Annotated in this window: 13 protein-coding genes and 1 riboswitch; of the genes, 7 read left to right on the forward strand and 6 right to left on the reverse strand. The window is 72.5% G+C overall.

Features of this window, described 5'->3' with window-relative positions; translation table 11 throughout:
* Positions 1–23: 23 nt before the first annotated feature.
* The 3 genes from ACLQ26_RS14715 to ACLQ26_RS14725 form a co-directional block, all read right to left on the reverse strand.
* On the reverse strand, positions 24–1,865 hold the full coding sequence (locus ACLQ26_RS14715) for a DEAD/DEAH box helicase (RefSeq protein WP_425745178.1): 1,842 nt from the start codon (positions 1,863–1,865) through the stop codon (positions 24–26).
* A gap of 301 nt (positions 1,866–2,166) precedes the next feature.
* Positions 2,167–3,891 carry a hypothetical protein gene (locus tag ACLQ26_RS14720; protein WP_425744933.1) on the reverse strand — a complete coding sequence of 575 codons (1,725 nt, stop codon included), beginning with the start codon at positions 3,889–3,891 and terminating at the stop codon, positions 2,167–2,169.
* A 112-nt stretch (positions 3,892–4,003) separates the two neighbouring features.
* Positions 4,004–5,551, reverse strand: coding sequence for a C40 family peptidase (locus ACLQ26_RS14725; protein ID WP_425745179.1), 1,548 nt, complete (start codon positions 5,549–5,551; stop codon positions 4,004–4,006).
* Positions 5,552–5,788: 237 nt separating this feature from the next.
* Here ACLQ26_RS14725 and mqnE point away from each other — a divergent pair, with 237 nt between their 5' ends.
* The 3 genes from mqnE to ACLQ26_RS14740 all read left to right on the forward strand — a co-directional run bounded on the left by mqnE (position 5,789) and on the right by ACLQ26_RS14740 (position 7,791).
* Positions 5,789–6,958 carry an aminofutalosine synthase MqnE gene (gene mqnE, locus ACLQ26_RS14730; RefSeq protein WP_354853815.1) on the forward strand — a complete coding sequence of 390 codons (1,170 nt, stop codon included), beginning with the start codon at positions 5,789–5,791 and terminating at the stop codon, positions 6,956–6,958.
* 23 nt (positions 6,959–6,981) lie between these two features.
* On the forward strand, positions 6,982–7,419 hold the full coding sequence (locus ACLQ26_RS14735; RefSeq protein WP_425744934.1) for a hypothetical protein: 438 nt from the start codon (positions 6,982–6,984) through the stop codon (positions 7,417–7,419).
* Positions 7,420–7,488: 69 nt separating this feature from the next.
* Positions 7,489–7,791: a DUF4229 domain-containing protein gene (locus ACLQ26_RS14740; RefSeq protein WP_425745180.1), complete on the forward strand. Its 303-nt coding sequence runs from the start codon at positions 7,489–7,491 to the stop codon at positions 7,789–7,791.
* An 86-nt stretch (positions 7,792–7,877) separates the two neighbouring features.
* Here the strand turns inward: ACLQ26_RS14740 and ACLQ26_RS14745 are convergent, their stop codons facing one another.
* On the reverse strand, positions 7,878–9,215 hold the full coding sequence (locus tag ACLQ26_RS14745) for a C39 family peptidase (protein ID WP_425744935.1): 1,338 nt from the start codon (positions 9,213–9,215) through the stop codon (positions 7,878–7,880).
* 211 nt (positions 9,216–9,426) lie between these two features.
* Here ACLQ26_RS14745 and ACLQ26_RS14750 point away from each other — a divergent pair, with 211 nt between their 5' ends.
* From ACLQ26_RS14750 to ACLQ26_RS14765, 4 genes are all read left to right on the forward strand, one after another.
* The gene (locus ACLQ26_RS14750; RefSeq protein ID WP_425744936.1) at positions 9,427–11,304 is read left to right on the forward strand and encodes a M14 family zinc carboxypeptidase; all 1,878 of its coding nucleotides are present in this window, start codon (positions 9,427–9,429) and stop codon (positions 11,302–11,304) included.
* 177 nt (positions 11,305–11,481) lie between these two features.
* A riboswitch (cobalamin riboswitch) is annotated at positions 11,482–11,546 on the forward strand.
* 111 nt (positions 11,547–11,657) lie between these two features.
* Positions 11,658–12,587 (forward strand): ABC transporter substrate-binding protein, encoded by a 930-nt coding sequence (locus tag ACLQ26_RS14755; protein WP_425744937.1) that lies wholly within the window; start codon positions 11,658–11,660, stop codon positions 12,585–12,587.
* A 139-nt stretch (positions 12,588–12,726) separates the two neighbouring features.
* Complete coding sequence (locus tag ACLQ26_RS14760) at positions 12,727–13,818, forward strand: FecCD family ABC transporter permease (RefSeq protein ID WP_425745181.1); 1,092 nt, start codon at positions 12,727–12,729, stop codon at positions 13,816–13,818.
* Between the two features lie 59 nt (positions 13,819–13,877).
* Complete coding sequence (locus ACLQ26_RS14765; protein ID WP_425745182.1) at positions 13,878–14,669, forward strand: ABC transporter ATP-binding protein; 792 nt, start codon at positions 13,878–13,880, stop codon at positions 14,667–14,669.
* Here ACLQ26_RS14765 and ACLQ26_RS14770 read toward each other — a convergent pair.
* Both ACLQ26_RS14770 and ACLQ26_RS14775 read right to left on the reverse strand, forming a co-directional pair.
* Positions 14,641–15,414, reverse strand: a complete 774-nt coding sequence (locus ACLQ26_RS14770; RefSeq protein WP_425744938.1) for a VOC family protein — start codon at positions 15,412–15,414, stop codon at positions 14,641–14,643. The genes ACLQ26_RS14765 and ACLQ26_RS14770 overlap by 29 nt on opposite strands.
* Positions 15,415–15,507: 93 nt before the next feature.
* On the reverse strand, positions 15,508–16,245 hold the full coding sequence (locus tag ACLQ26_RS14775) for an ABC transporter permease (protein WP_425744939.1): 738 nt from the start codon (positions 16,243–16,245) through the stop codon (positions 15,508–15,510).

Below are 16,245 nucleotides of genomic sequence, written 5' to 3' on the forward strand. Positions count from 1 at the left end.
CGGCGTTCGGGTGGATCAGTGCGTCAGTGGGTACGCGCCGGCGGCCGGCCGCCGAAACCGCGCCTGTCGTCACGCGGCCTGTCGTCACGCGGCCGCTCGTCCCGACCGCGGCCCTCGGAGCGGTAACCACCCCGGGAGTCCCGATCGGCGAAACGCCGCTCGCCGCCCGGTCGGTCACCCCGGTCAGCCTGCGGGCGGTCACCGAAGCGCCGCTCGCCCTGCGGCCGGTCGCCGTACTGGCGGTCGCCGGTGGGCCGGTCGCCGAAGCGCCGCTCGCCCTGCGCACGGTCGCCGTACTGCCGGTCGCCGGTGGGCCGGTCGCCGTAGCGCCGCTCGCCGGCCGGCCGATCGCCTCGGCCAGCCCGGTCACCGAACTGCGGGCGGTCGCCGAAGCGGCGCTCGCCACTGGGGCGGTCGCCGTAACCCCGGCTGTCCCGATCGGCATAGCGGCGCTCGCCGGTCGGCCGGTCGCCGTACTGCCGGTCGCCGGTCGGACGGTCGCCGAAGCGCCGCTCGCCCTGCGGTCGGTCGCCGTAGCGGCGCTCGCCGGTCGGCCGGTCACCGAAGCGCCGCGGACCGCCGGAACGGTCGTCGAAGCGACGCGAGCCGCCGGAGCGGTCGCCGTAGCCACGCGGCTCCGCCTCGACGCGCACCGGGACGCCGCTGGGCTCCCGGGCGCCGATCAGCTCGCCCAGCACCGGGTCGCCGAGCCGAACCCGGGTCTCAGCCGGTGCCACGCCCGCCTTCTCCAGCATCGCGAGGGTCGTACGGCGCTGCTTGGGCAGCACCAGCGTGGCGACCGCGCCGGACTCGCCGGCCCGGGCGGTGCGGCCTGCGCGGTGCAGGTAGTCCTTCGGGTCCTTCGGGGGGTCGACGTGCAGCACCAGGGTGACACCGTCGACGTGGATGCCCCGGGCCGCCACGTCCGTGGCGACCAGGACGTTCATCCGGCCCTCACGGAACTCGGCCAGGGTCTTGGTCCGCATCCGCTGGGTCTTGCCGCCGTGCAGGCCGCCGGCCCGCACACCGACCGCCGCGAGCTGCTCGACCAACCGGTCGACGCCCAGTTGGGTACGCGCGAAGACCATCGTCCGCCCGTCACGAGCCGCGATCGAGGCGGCCACCGGGAACTTCTCGTGCGGCGGGATCAGGAGCATGTGGTGATCCATGGTGGACACCGACGCGGTGGACGGCGCGGTGGAATGGGTCACCGGGTCGTTCATGAAACGCTTGACCAGCGCGTCGACGTCACCGTCGAGGGTGGCCGAGAAGAGCAGCCGCTGACTGTTGGCCGGCGTCTTCGCCAGCAGCTCGGTCACCTCGGGCAGGAAGCCCATGTCGGCCATCTGGTCGGCCTCGTCGAGCACCGTCACCTCGACGTCGTCGAGCTGGCAGATGCCCCGCTCGATCAGGTCGCCGAGCCGGCCCGGGGTCGCCACGATGATCTCCACGCCGCGCCGGAGCGCGTCGATCTGGCGGTCGTACGGAACACCGCCGACGGCGGTCTTCAGGAAGATACCGACGGACTTGCCCAGCGGCACCAGGGCGTCGTTGACCTGCATGGCCAACTCCCGGGTGGGGACCAGGACCAGGGCGCGCGGACGCATCGGCCGGGCCCGGTTGCGGTTGGCCAGCCGGGCGATCATCGGCAGACCGAAGGCGAGCGTCTTGCCCGAACCGGTCTGCCCGCGGCCCAGCACGTCCCGGCCGGCGAGCGCGTCCGGAACGGTGGCCCGCTGGATCTCGAACGGGCTGGTGATGCCCTGTTGCGCCAGTGCCCGAACCAGCGGCTCGGGCAGGCCGAGGCTCGCGAAGTCGACCGAATCAGCGGTCTCGGCCAGCGTCGGGTTGGCGGCGGTCACCACCGGTGCGGCGGCGGGGGTCTCCGGGGAGGCGTCGTTCGCCCCCGGAGCGGAGTTGAAAACGGTCGGAACGGTGCTGGGGTCAGCAGAGGTGGTCAACAAATGCCTTTCGAGCGGGGCGCATCTTCGCGATGGCCTGCCGCGGCTGTGCCGCCGGATCGCCCGCAAGATCGCCCATGGGCGCGCACCACGCGCACCGGGTCAGTGATCTCGACCAGTGTACGGCGGTTCGGCGAAGCCGCCAGCCGGTTGACCGACGGTAGTGGGCGGACTCACGGACCCGCGATGGCACCCGGCCGTCGGATCAGCCGTTGAGCATGCCGCCCACCAGGCCGTCCATGGCATCGTTCGCGAGCAGGACGACCAGTACGCTGATCGCCACCAGCAGCCCCAACGCGGCGATCAGAACGATTACCACCCGGGTGTTTCGCGGCCGCTCGGCCGGCGTGTCCGACCAGCCCTGGGCGAGGATGTGCCCGGTCAGCGAGCCGGAATTCTCCACCGCCGCGTTGGCCGGCAGGGCGATCGTGGCGAACCCCGGCCCCTCCCCACTGCCGTAGACGGTGCCCGCGAGTTCGGTGCCGCCGTCGCGCCTCCCGGCGTGGGGGGCGGTCGGCGCGTCCCGCCGAGCAGGGCCGCCCGGCGGCGTGGTCGTCCGGTAGCCCGTACCACCTGTCGTCGGGGCGCCTGCGCTGGTCGGCGTAGCGGCGGTGGACGGCGTGCCGGCGGTGGACGGTGGCCAGCTCGGTAGCGCGGGCGCGGGCACCACCGGTGGGGCCGCGACGGGCGCTTCGATCCGGGTGCTGCTCGGGGCCGACGACCCGCCAGCCGACCATCCGGCTGGGCCGGCCGGCGGTGCGGAGACGGACGCGGTGGCCCGTACGCCCTGCGTGCCTATCGTCGCCGGGGGCGGCGGAAACGGTGGTGCCGGCATTGGACCGGGCGGCGGCGGTGGCGCGGGCACCGGCGGGCCGGGCGGCGGCATCGGAGGCCCGGGGACGGGCGGTGTCGGCGGGCCCGGCACGGGTGGCAGCGGCGAGGGCGGCGGCACGGGTGGCCCGGGCACGGGCGGTACCGGGTCGGGCTGCGGCGTGGGGAAGGGGCCCGGCGTGGGCGACGGGCCGGGCGGGTACGGACCCGGACTCGGCGCCGGCTCCGGCTCACCCGGCCCGGGAGGCGTCGGTTCCGGAGTCGGCGGCGCGGGAGGCTGCGCCGGTCCCGGGGGTTGCGCCGGCTCCGGCGGCTCGGAACTCACCGGCCCCGACCGGTAGACGGCGGACGTGCTCGCCCGGGAGTCCGGCGTACCCTCGCTGCCTGCCGTGACCCGGCTGCTGCCCGGCACGGTGGCGCTGGCCCGCGCCGGGGCGGTCGAGGTGGCCCGCTGCCCGGGCAACGGGAGGCCGGCTGGGCTGGCCGAGCCGGCCGCCCGATAGGTGGTCGCGCTGGCCGGAGCGCTCGCCGGGAGATCACCGGGCAGTGCTCCGGCGGTCGCGACGCTCGCGCGGGCCCGCACCGGAGCCGCGCCAGCCGAGCCGGGGGCGGGCGAGCCGGGGGCAGCCGAGCGGGGGGCAGCCGAGCCGAGGGCGGGCGAGCCGGGGGCGGGCGAGCCGGGGGCGGCGTCATCCGACGGCTGCTCGACGGCCGCCCCGGAGGCGAGCGCGACGACGTTTTCGCCGGCGTCGGCGCGAACGCCGTCCGCGACGTCATTGTCATCCGCAGCGGCTGAGTCGGCGGCGTCGTCCGCATCGGCGACCTTCGCGTCGAGAGCGGTGGCCCCCGTCGCGGTCTGCCCGTCGCGCGCACCGGCGGCTTCCCCGTCGCGCGGGCCGGCCTCCGTCGGCGCCGAGTCGTCGGCGGCTTCGGGAGGCGCGGCGTCGGTGGCCCCGGCGTCGGTGGCGGTGCTGTGCCGCACGGCGCCAGCAGCGCCGGTATCGGCGTCGGCCGCCGGTTCGGCGGTGGTCAGCCTCGGCGGGTCGGCCCGGTCGACGACGGGGTCGACACTCTCCGCCGGATCTCTCTGCTCGGCCATCTCCGCCCTCCGCGCCACGCTCGCACCCGGCCCGTGACATCGGACCGGGTGTGCCTGGTTGTCACCGTGCCACAGATCGCCCCGAGCGGACAGCCGGAGCCCGGGTGGCGGCTCAGCGGACGGTGCTCGTGCTGGTCGCCGGGCTGTCGCTGGAGGCCCCACTCCGGCTGGCGGACGCGGACGTGGACGCGGACGTGGACGTGGACGTGGAGGCCGAGGCCGAGGCCGAGGCGCTGGCCGGTGGCGTGGTGGGCGGCGTCGGCAGGGTCGGCGGCGTGTTGGTCGGGCTGCCCGTCGGGGTCGGCGTGCTGCCGCCCGTCGGCTTCGGGGTCGGGGTGCCGGTGGGCTTGGGGGTGGCCGATCCGGTCGGCTTGGGCGTCGGCTTGGTGGGCGGCGTCGGCTTCGTCGGCTTGGTGGTGGGCGGCGCGGGCGGGAGGGGCACGTTCGGAGTCGGCACCGCTCCGATCACCCGGGTCGCGGCGTAGAGCCGGGACCAGCCGACCACCGAGATCTTGACCACGTCGCCCGTCGTGGGCGCCTGCACCATCTTGCCGTTGCCGATGTACATGGCGACGTGGTGGATAGTGGTCCAGCTGCTGCCGGAGGCGAAGAAGAGCAGGTCGCCGGGGAGCAGTGCGCTCTGCGGCACGGTGCGGGACCGGGTGGCGGCGTACTGGTCGCGCGAGACCCGGGGCAGGTCGAAGTAGTCGGCGCCCGGAGACCGGTACGCGGCCCACATCAGACCGGAGCAGTCGAACTCGTCCGGCCCCTCCTCGGACCACCTGTAGGGGTCGCCGAGCTGGGCGAGCGCATACCGGACAGCGGCCAGCGCCCGCGGGTGCGCGGACATCCCGTTGCTGCTCTGGCCGGCGACGTAGCCCGCGCCCAGCTGCTGCTCGCTGGCCTCCTGCTGGCGTTCGATCTGGATCAGCTGAGCGGCGTTGTCCTTGCGCAGCTTGAGCAGGCTGGCCTCGGCGGTGCGCAGCGCCTTCTCGCCGGTGGCGAACTCGGCCTCGGCGGCGTCGACGGCGGCCTTGGCCGTGGTGTGCGCCTGGTAGGCGGCCTGCTCGTTGGCGCGGGCCCGGGACAGCTCGCCGGCCACGGCGGTGGTGGCGCCATCGACCTTCTCGCCGCGGTTGATCCGCTGGAGCCGGCTCAGGCCCTGGATGTCGTTGGCGAAGTCGCCGGGCGGCAGGGCGGCGGCTGCCTTGACCGCGTCCGCGGCGGCCGCGTCGGCTGCCTGCTGGGCGCGGAGCAGGGCGTCCTGCGTGGTCGCCAGCACCTTGCCGGCGGCGGCGAGCTGCGCCTGCGCGTCGGTGCGTTTCTGTCGAGTGAGCAGCAGTTGGTCGCCGAGCAGGCCGACCTGGCTCTCGGCGGCGGCGATCTGGGCGGCCAGCGGGCCGGTGCCGATGTTGGCCACCGGCGGGGCGGGGACGCCGACGACGGGCGGGCTGCCGGGCACCTGCGGCGCGCCGATCGCCGGCGGGCGGGTGCCGGTGTCCGGCACCGTCGTGGGCACGGTGGGCTCGGCGTACGCGGGGGTGGCCAGCACGGCGGCGGCGATCGCGCCGAGCAGGGCGGCCCAGAGCTTCGGTCGCAGCACCGGCGAGATCACCGGGCTCCGTCGTCGCTGCCGTCGCCCGCGCCCGCTGTCGACCATTCCACTCCCCGTCCGGTGCTCGGCGCCGCGCTCGGTGGGCACGGCCGTCGGGACGGTACCAGTGTGTGAGTTCCGCCCCACCCTGTCTTACCGCACGACGGCAGTGATGTCGATGCATCCGCGGGTTACGGGAGGCTGAGAGTCCGGTGAACTGGATCGCTGCCGCCGACCGTGCCGCCGGGGCCACCCGGGTGTCGACGTACCCTCGGGAGGGACCGCAGGTGGAAGGGACGTGCGATGGACGCCGGACTCAAGCGTGAGCTCGAAGCGAAGGTGTACGCCGGTGAGCGGCTGAGCCGCGAGGACGGCATCGCCCTCTACGACAGCGACGACCTGACCTGGTTGGGGCGGCTGGCGCACCACAAGCGCACCGAGCTCAACGGTGAACGCGTGATGTTCAACGTCAACCGCCACCTCAACCTCACGAACGTGTGCTCGGCGTCGTGTGCGTACTGCTCGTTCCAGCGCAAGCCGGGCGAGAAGGACGCGTACACGATGCGGATCGACGAGGCGGTCCGCAAGGCCAAGGAGATGGAGGACGAGCAGCTCACCGAGCTGCACATCGTCAACGGCCTGCACCCGACGCTGCCGTGGCGCTACTACCCGAAGGTGCTGCGCGAGCTGAAGGCGGCGCTGCCGAACGTCAAGCTCAAGTGCTTCACGGCGACCGAGGTCCAGTGGTTCGAGAAGATCAGCGGCCTGAGCGCCGACGAGATCCTCGACGAGCTGATGGACGCCGGCCTGGAGTCGCTTACCGGCGGTGGCGCGGAGATCTTCGACTGGGAGGTCCGGCAGCACATCGTCGACCACGCCTGCCACTGGGAGGACTGGTCGCGCATCCACGCCCTGGCGCACCGAAAGGGCATGAAGACCCCGGCGACCATGCTGTACGGCCACATCGAGGAGCCCCGGCACCGCGTCGACCACGTGCTGCGGTTGCGTGAGTTGCAGGACGAGACCGGTGGCTTCGCGGTCTTCATCCCGCTGCGCTACCAGCACGACTTCGTGGACTCGGCGGACGGCAAGATCCGTAACCGGATCCAGGCGCGCACCACGATGGCCTCGCCGGCCGAGTCGCTGAAGACGTTCGCCGTGTCCCGGCTGCTCTTCGACAACGTGCCGCACCTGAAGAACTTCTGGGTGATGCACGGTCTCTCGGTGGCCCAGCTCTCGCTGAACTTCGGCGTGGACGACCTGGACGGCTCGGTGGTCGAATACAAGATCACCCACGACGCCGACTCGTACGGCACCCCGAACACCATGCACCGCGACGACCTGCTGCACCTGATCTGGGATGCCGGGTTCCAGCCGGTCGAGCGGGACACCCGCTACAACGTGGTCCGGGAGTACGACAAGGCGCCGTCGCTCGCCGAGCGCCGCGCCGAGCCGCAGCAGGTCTGGGCCTGAGGCACCACGTACCCTCGCAGTCGATGACCGAGCAGCGCGGAGCCGAGCAGCAGGGCGGGTTTCCCCGGCGGGACGCCGAGGGGCGCGTGCGTACCCTGGGTGACCTGCTCGGGGTGTGCCTGGCCGGCCTGGTGATCGGGGCGCTGGCGCTCGTGTTGTTCGAGTGGGCGTTCGCCTCGTTCGGCGCCGGTGACTTCGGCCATACCAACGGTTGGCTGGCGGTGATCCTGCCGGCCTGGCTGTTCTGGGACGACTTCCGGGCATGGGATTTCGGCGCGGCCCGGGTGGTGGCGGCGCTCGTCGCGCTTGCCGTCGCGGTTCTCGTGGGGCTGGTGGTCGCAGGGCTGGGTGCCGGGTTCCCGGCGCTGCTGTCCGGCGCGTTGGGTGCGGCGGCGTTCACAGTGGCGTACGCGCTGGTCTGGTTCCCCGGCGTGCGTTGGCTGGCCCGCCGGACCGGCTGACCCCGACCGCCCGCCGGGCGGGTGGACCCCGCCGACATCGGTGGGCGAGCAGAGAGCGGAGTGGTGCAGGTGAGCGCGGCGGTCAAGTACACGCTGGGCCGGGTCGGGCTGTTCGTCGCCGTGCTGGCGGGCCTCTGGCTGGTCGACATGAACGTGTTTCTGAAGTTGATGCTGGCGCTGGTCTTCTCCGCCGCGCTCTCCTTCTTCCTGTTGCGCGGCTTGCGCGACGAGATGGCCGCTGAGATGGCCGACGCGGCCGACCGCCGCCGCACGGAGAAGGAACGCCTCCGCGCAGCCCTGGCCGGCGAAGACCAACCCCCCACCGACCCCACCCCTCGCACCACCCCCCAGGACCCCGACCAACAGCGGTGATCATGAAGTTATTGCCGCGACACGCCGGGTAGTCGGGCAATAACTTCATGATCACCGCGCCAGGGGTGCGGGGGTGGGGGTGGGGGTTACCAGTTGGTGGAGTTGGGGGCCTTGGGCCAGGGCCTTGAGGTTGGCTTGATCAGGTACGCGACGCCGCCCGAGCCGCCGGAGACGCCGCCGCTGGCGTTGGTGCGCTTGGTCCGCAGCCAGATCTGCTCGAACTGCGCGCGCTTGTAGACGTTGCGCACGACGTCGTTGCTCGACGACGCGGGGTCGTTGACGATGACGTCGCCGTCGGCGGTGAAGCCGACCACCACGAACAGATGCCCGGAGGTGCCGTAGTTCGCCCCGTCCAGCTCGCTGGCGAGGAAGGACTGGCTGGTGACCACGGGGATGCCGGCGGCGATGAAGCGCTCGAGCTCGTCCAGCGAGTGCAGTCGGGTCACCCGCCCCTCCAGCCCGGGGAAGCTGGCCGCGTACGCGGTGTTGAACGGCCAGTTGCCGGCGCCGTCGTACGCGTAGTCGTAGGCCATCCGGGCTGCGTGGTTCACCGTCGGATCGGGGTAGGTCGGGTCGACCCAGGAGGTGTCGGCCGCCGACGGCTTGCGCCCCCAGTACTCGACGACCATCTCGGTGGAGGTGGGCGAACACCACGCCTCGCCGCCGCCGTCGTACTCGGGGTAGTGCCCGGCGTGCACGTTCTGCGAGTAGCGCGGCACCGGCAGCTCGACGCCCCAGGCGATGTGCCCGGCGCTCGGCGGGACGGTGAACCGGTCCGGCACGGTGGAGCTCATCGCGCCGAGCATCCGTACGACCGGCGCGGCGGTCTGCCCCGGCGCCCGGTAGAGGGTCAGCCGCAGCTGGTACGACCGCAGCAGCACTCCGGCGTCGGCGTCGTCGATGCTGAACGTGTCGGTCCAGATCGTCGACCAGGGGTCGCCCTGCTTGTCGACGCTGGTCCGCTTGATGTCGGTGTCGCCGGAGGCCCAGCGGCCCATGACGTACCACGGGGTCTGGTCGCCGCTGGTGTAGCTGCCCTGCATCTCCACCTGGATCCAGGTGCCGGCGGGGGTCTCGGCGTTCCAGGAGGCGATGAGTTCGGTCGCGTCGAAGCCGATCCGGGTCACCGGCGAGGTCCAGGTGCCGTACTCCCAGGTGCGGGTGGTGCCGGTGTGCGGGTCGGCGTACTCGATGGTGCCGGCCGGGCGGGCCAGGGTGACGCCCGCTCGCGCGCCGGGCACGACGCGGGTGCCGTCCTGGCTGCCCCGGTGCCAGTCGGCGGGGCCGGACCAGTCCTGGAAGGTGATCTGCTCGTCGTGGGCGGGGGAGGGCGGCCGGGCTGCCGTCGCGGGAACTGCGGTGGCGAGCAGGGTGAGCGCGCTGACGCCGGCGAGGGCGGCCGCGTGCAGGCGGGGTCTGGCCATGGGTGCTCCGCGGTGTCGAGTGGGGGATCGTCGCTGGTCAGTTTTCCGCTTGGAGGGAAGTTTCGCCAGATGTTCGGCAGCAGAAAATCTTTGCCGCAGCGATGGTCAACCTGGGATGCAGAAGGCAGCGATCAATATTGATATGACCATGTGACTGATGGTGAAGTGTGCTTCACCGAGCGGGACATCCCGCCCTCCGAGGAGGTAGTCCATGACCCTGGGCAGACCCCACCCTCTCCGTCGCGTCCTGGTGCTCGCCGTCGTCACCGGGCTGGGAATCGTCACCGTCGCCGCCGGACCTGTCGCCGCCCAACCGGCACCCGACCGGACCGCCGAGCCGGCCGCCGCCGGCTACCGGGTGCTCGGGCCGCGGACCCTCGCCGACCGCAACGCGGTGGCCCGCACCGGGGCCGCCATCGACTACTCCGAGCACGGCGTGCTGCACATCTCGGCCACCGCCGCCGAGGCCGCCGCCATCGGCAAACTCGGCTTCCGGCTGGAACCGCTCGCCCCGCCGCCGAACGCCGAACGCGGCGCCGGCGAGGTGGGCACCCTCGCGTTCCCGCCCGCCGACTCCAATTACCACGACTACGCGGAACTGACCGCCGTCGTGAACCAGGTCGTCGCCGACCATCCGGCCATCGCCCGCAAGATCAGCATCGGTACGTCGTACGAGGGCCGCGACCTGATGGCCGTGAAGATCTCCGACAACGTCGGCACCGACGAGAGCGAACCGGAGATCCTGTTCAACGCCCAACAGCACGCCCGCGAGCACCTGACCGTCGAGATGGCGATCTACCTGCTCAACCTCTTCACCGACAGCTACGGCAGCGACTCCCGGATCACCAACCTCGTCAACGGCCGGGAGATCTGGATCGTGCCGACTGTCAACCCGGACGGCAGCGAGTACGACATCGCCACCGGCTCGTACCGGTCCTGGCGCAAGAACCGCCAGCCCAACAGCGGATCGTCAAACGTCGGCACCGACCTCAACCGCAACTGGGGCTACAACTGGGGCTGCTGCGGCGGCTCCTCCGGGTCGACCTCGTCGGAGACCTACCGTGGCCCGTCCGCGTTCTCCGCTCCGGAGACCCAGGCGCTGCGCAACTTCGTCAACGGCCGAGTGGTCGGAGGCGTCCAGCAGATCAAGGCGAACATCGACTTCCACACGTACTCGCAGCTGGTGCTCTGGCCGTACGGCTACACCACCGCGAACACCGCCACCGGGATGAGCGCCGACCAGTACAACACCTTCGCCACCATCGGCCAGCAGATGGCGGCCACCAACAACTACACCCCGGAGCAGTCCAGCGACCTCTACATCACCGACGGGGACAGCCTCGACTGGATGTGGGCGACCCACAACATCTGGGCGTACACCTTCGAGATGTATCCCGGCTCGTCCGGTGGCGGCGGCTTCTACCCACCCGACGAGGTGATCACCGCGCAGACCACCCGCAACCGGGAGGCGGTGCTGCTGCTCAGCGAGTACGCCGACTGCCCGTACCGGGCCATCGGCAAGCAGTCGCAGTACTGCGGCGGTGGCGGCGGCACCACGGTCTGGTCGGACACCTTCGAGACCGCCACCGGCTGGACCACCAACCCGGCCGGCACCGACACCGCCACCCTCGGGGCGTGGGAACGGGGTGCCGCCCAGGCCACCACGTCCTCCGGCGCCAAGCAGCTCACCCCGTACGCCGGATCCAACGACCTGGTCACCGGTCGGCTCGCCGGCTCGGCGGCGGGTGACTACGACGTCGACGGCGGCGTGACAAGCGCCCGGTCCCCGGCGGTGACCCTGCCGTCGTCCGGCACGCTCACCCTCTCGCTGGCGTGGTACCTGGCGCACGGCTCGAACGCCTCGTCGGCCGACTACCTGCGGGTGAGCGTGGTGCACAACGGAGGCACCACCGCCCTGCTCACCCAGGCCGGCGCGGCCGCCAACCGTAACGGCGGCTGGGCCGTGGCGAACCTCAACCTCACTCCGTACGCCGGCCAGTCGGTGCGGATCCTCGTCGAGGCGGCGGACGCGTCCGGGGCCAGCCTGGTGGAGGCGGCTGTGGACAACGTCACCATCACGGCCTCCTGATCGGGTGGGGCCCCGTTCCGCCCCTGCGGGGCCCCACCACCCGTTCGCGATACTCCGGATCCGGGACATATGCCGCCCCTGCGACCGCCGCACCGATCGACGGGTTCCGATCAGCACTTGATCGATCCGGCACGTCCCGGCGGTGCGCTACCGTCTTATCGACCACTCCGCAGCGAAGCCGGTGCGAAACCGGTGCTGTCCCGCAACTGTGATGCCCCGCCCGACGGCGGGGACGAGCCAGGTCGCCTGCGGACGGGTCGCGACACGCGCTCTCGAGGAAGGGCGCCTCGTGGGCGGGCGTACGGAAGCCCTGTCGGCGAAGCACCACACTCCTCGACCGACAGGAGGCCCCCATGTCCAGACGTACCCCTCGGCTCCTCGCCGCGACCCTCGCGGTCGCCGCGCTCGCCCTCGGCGCCTGCGCCGAGAAGACCGACGACAAGCCGGCCGCCGGCACCGCGGCCGCCAGCTACCCGGTCACGGTCGGCGCGCTCACCCTCGACAAGCGTCCCGAGAAGATCGTGTCGCTCTCGCCCAGCGCCACCGAGATGCTCTTCGCTATCGGTGCGGGCCCGCAGGTGAGCGCGGTGGACGACCAGTCCAACTACCCGGCCGACGCGCCCAAGAGCGACCTGTCGGGCTTCCAGCCCAACGCCGAGGCGATCGCCGGCAAGAACCCCGACCTGGTGGTGCTCTCCAACGACACCAACAAGATCGTCGACCAGCTCGGCAAGCTGAAGATCCCGGTGTACCTGACCCCGGCGGCCACCACGCTTGACGACTCGTACGCGCAGATCACCGACCTGGGCACCCTGACCGGGCACGCCGACCAGGCCGCCGACGTCGCCAGCCGGATGAAGGACGACATCGCCAAGCTGGTCAAGGACCTGCCGCAGCGCACCGAGAAGCTCACCTACTACCACGAGCTGGGCCCGGAGCTGTACAGCGCGACAAGCAAGACGTTCATCGGCTCGATCTACAGCCTGGTCGGCCTGACCAACATCGCCGACCCGGCCGACGCCGACGGCAAGAACGGCGGCTACCCGCAGCTGTCCCAGGAGGTCATCGTCAAGGCCGACCCGGACTTCGTCTTCCTGGCCGACTCCAAGTGCTGCCAGCAGAACGCCGACTCGGTCAAGGCCCGCAGCGGCTGGTCCGGCCTCACCGCCGTGAAGAACAACCAGGTGGTCACGCTTGACGACGACATCGCCTCCCGCTGGGGCCCCCGCGTCGTGGACCTGCTCCGGGTGATCATCGACGCGGTCGCCAAGGTGCCCGCGTGACCGACGTCCGTCGGTGACCGGGACACCGCCGATGGCAGCCCCGCCACCCGCCAACCCGCCGGCCGGGACGCCATCCTCGTCCCGGTCCGGCGGGCTGCCGTCCGTCGCTGGATTGCCGTCTCCTGACCGGCCCGGCGGGCTGCCGTCCGACCCCCGGGACGCGGGTCTGCCCGCTGCCGGGTCGCGGCCCGCCGGGGTGCGCAAGCGCTGGTTGGTCGCTGGCGTCCTCGCGGTGCTCGTCGCGCTCCTCGCCGGGGTGTCGCTCGGGCCGGTCAGCCTGCCGCCGGGAAGCGTCGCCGCCGAGCTGCTCAACCTGATTCCCGGGGTGCACCTCGACAGCGGGCTGACCGAGCGCGAGATCGCCATCGTCACCGAACTGCGGCTGCCCCGGGTCGTGCTGGGCCTGCTCGTCGGCGGTCTGCTCGCCCTGGCCGGCGGCTGCTACCAGGGCGTGTTCCGCAATCCGCTGGCCGACCCGTACCTGCTCGGCGTGGCCGCCGGCGCGGGCCTCGCGGTCACCGCGGTGATCGCTCTCGGCGGCGTCGGTCGGCAGGGCGCGATCTCCGGGCTTCCGTTGACCATTCCGCTGGCCGCGTTCGCCGGCTCGCTGCTCGCCGTGACGATGACCTACCTGCTCGGCGCGGCCGGCGGGCGGAGCAGGTCCCCGGCGATGCTGATCCTGGCCGGGGTCGCGGTCTCCGCGTTCCTCTCCGCCGGGCAGACGTACCTGCTCCAGCGGCACTCCGACAGCATCCAGCCGGTCTACTCCTGGCTGCTCGGCCGGCTGGCCACCGCCGGCTGGCACGACGTGCTGCTGGTGCTGCCGTACGCCGCCCTGACCACTGTGGTGGTGCTGCTGCACCGCCGCGAGCTGGACGTCCTCACGGTCGGCGACGACGAGGCGAGGAGTCTCGGCCTGCACCCGCAGCGCTCCCGCTACCTGCTGATCGCCGCCGCGTCGCTGGGCACCGCCGCGGCGGTCTCCGCGACGGGATTGATCGGCTTCGTCGGCATCATCGTGCCGCACACCGTCCGGCTGCTCGCCGGGTCCAGCTACCGGGTGATCCTGCCGCTCTCCCTGCTGTTCGGGGCCGCGTTCCTGGCCCTGACCGACGTGGTGGCCCGGACCGCCGCCGCCCCGGCCGAGGTGCCCATCGGCGTGGTCACCGCCCTGCTCGGCGGCCCGTTCTTCGTCCTCGTGCTGCGCACCGCCCGACGGGCGCTCCTGTGAACCCCGAGTCCGCCACCAGCCCGGCCGACAACGCCGCCCCTCCCGTGGGCGCTGGCCCGCTGGCCGTCGAGGTGCGGGGGTTGCACGTCAGCCTGGACGGCACGCCGGTCCTCGCCGGCGTCGACCTCACAGTCGTGGCCGGCGAGTGGGTCACCGTGATCGGCCCGAACGGCGCCGGCAAATCCACCCTGTTGCGCGCCGTCGGCGGCCTGCTGCCCGCGCCGCAGGCCATCACCCTGTTCGGTACGCCGAGCACCGCGCTACGCCGCCGCGACCGCGCCCGGGTGGTGGCGACCGTGACGCAGTCCCCGGTGGTGCCACCGGGTATGACGGTGCTGGACTACGTGCTGCTCGGCCGTACCCCCTACATCCCGCCGCTGGGTCGGGAGTCAGCCGCGGACGTGGCAGCCGTGCACGAGGTGCTGGACCGCCTGGACCTCGCCGGCTTCCACCGCCGGGAACTGGCGACCCTCTCCGGGGGAGAACGACAGCGGGTCTTCCTCGCCCGCGCGCTCGCCCAGGGCGCGACGCTGCTGCTGCTCGACGAGCCGACAAGCGCGTTGGACATCGGCCACCAGCAGGAGGTCCTGGAGGTGGTCGACCAGTTGCGCCGTGCCCACGGCCTGACGGTGCTCGCCACCATGCACGACCTCTCCCTGGCCGGCGAGTACGCGGACCGGATGGTGCTGCTGGCCGACGGTCGGGTGGTGGCGACCGGAACCCCGCACGAGGTGCTCACCGAACACCTCCTCGCCACCCACTACCGGGCCAGCGTCCGGGTGATCCCGGGCACCAACGGCCCCCTGGTGGTCCCCGTCCGGCCTAACTCCGGTCGTCGCCCAGGTCGATGACCGAGAAGAGGGCGCCCTGGGGGTCGCGGAGGGCGGCGAACCGGCCGGTCGGGATGTCGCGGGGTGGCACCAGGATGGTCCCGCCCAGTTCGGCGGCCCGAGCGGCGGCGGCGTCGGCGTCGGTCACCGCGAAGTACACAGTCCAGTACGCCGGGAGATCGGCGGGGAAGTCGTCGGCGAGCGGCGGCATCATCCCGGCGACGATCCGCGCGCCGAGCCGCCACCCGGTGTACGTCATGCCGCCGACCGGCTGCTCGTCCGGCTGCCACCCGAACACCAGCTCGTAGAAGACCTTCGCCCCTTCCGGGTCGGGGGTGACCAGTTCGTTCCAGCTCATGGCTCCGGGCACGTTGAACGCCTCGGCGCCGGGCATCGCCAGTGGCTGCCAGACGCTGAACGTGGCGCCCGCCGGGTCGGCGAACACCGCCATCCGACCCCTGTCGAAGACCTCGAACGGCGGCACCACCACCTGCCCGCCGGCCCGTTCGACCCGGCCGGCGACGAGTTCCGCGTCGTCGGTGGCGACGTACGTCGACCAGATCGGCACCTGGTCGGGAATGGCCGGCGGGCCGACACCGGCCACCGGTCGGCCGTCGAGCAGGAAGACCGTGTAACCGCCCGCCTCGGGTTCCGGTGTCACCCGTCCGGTCCAGCCGAACAGTTCGGGGTAGAAGCGCCGCGCGGCGGTCAGGTCCGGGGTGGCCAGGTCGGCCCAGCACGGCGTACCCGGCGGGACGGTGCTCACGTCAGACCCCTCTCGGCCGGCGGCCTCGGGCGGCCCCCCTGCCGGAATCCTGGCACCGTCCCGCTGTCGTACGGGGCGGAAACGGACGAATCGTCAGCTGAACCGGCGACCCTCGTCCCGTCGGTACGCCCAGGCCGCGAGTGAGGCGAGCAGCACGACCCAGACGCCGAGCATGATCAGCGCCAGCGGGTCGACCCGGTAGTCGCCGACCGCCGACCACATCAGTTCGGCCGCGCCCCGGGTGGGCAGGAACGGTGCGATCGTCTCGATGAACCCGGGCGCGTCTCCCGGGGCGGCGAGCAGCCCGCCGCCGAACGCGAGCGGCAGGAAGACGATCTGTGCCACCACGATCGCCGCCTTGCTTGGCAGCGAGTAGCCGATGGCGAGCCCCATCAGCGTGAACGGCACCGAGATGACTGCCACCGTGACGGCGGTCAGCAGGAACGCCAGCGGGGTGACCCGGGCCGGAGTCAGCGTCGCGCCGATCACCACGACCGGGATCAGCGAGAGGTACGTCAGCGCGAGGCCGGCCAGCACCCGGCCCGCGAAGCGAGGCGCGGGACCGGCCGGCAGTGTCCGGGTGTACGGGCTCCACGGCTGGTCGCGGTCCTCGGCGATACCGGCGCCGTACTGGAAGATGTTGGCGCTCATCACCGAGAAGGTGATCATCGACGCGGTGGCGAGGGTGGCGCCTGCCGCATCGTCGCCGATGAACGGCACCACGAAGAAGATCATGGCGGCGGCGGGGAAGAAGGCGCTGCCCACGACGGCCACCGGGATCCGGATGATCTCCAGTAGCTGGTAGCGGGCGTGGACCAGGGCGAGCTGCAC

This window comes from Micromonospora sp. DT43 (assembly GCF_049841645.1).
Classification (GTDB): Bacteria; Actinomycetota; Actinomycetes; order Mycobacteriales; family Micromonosporaceae; genus Micromonospora.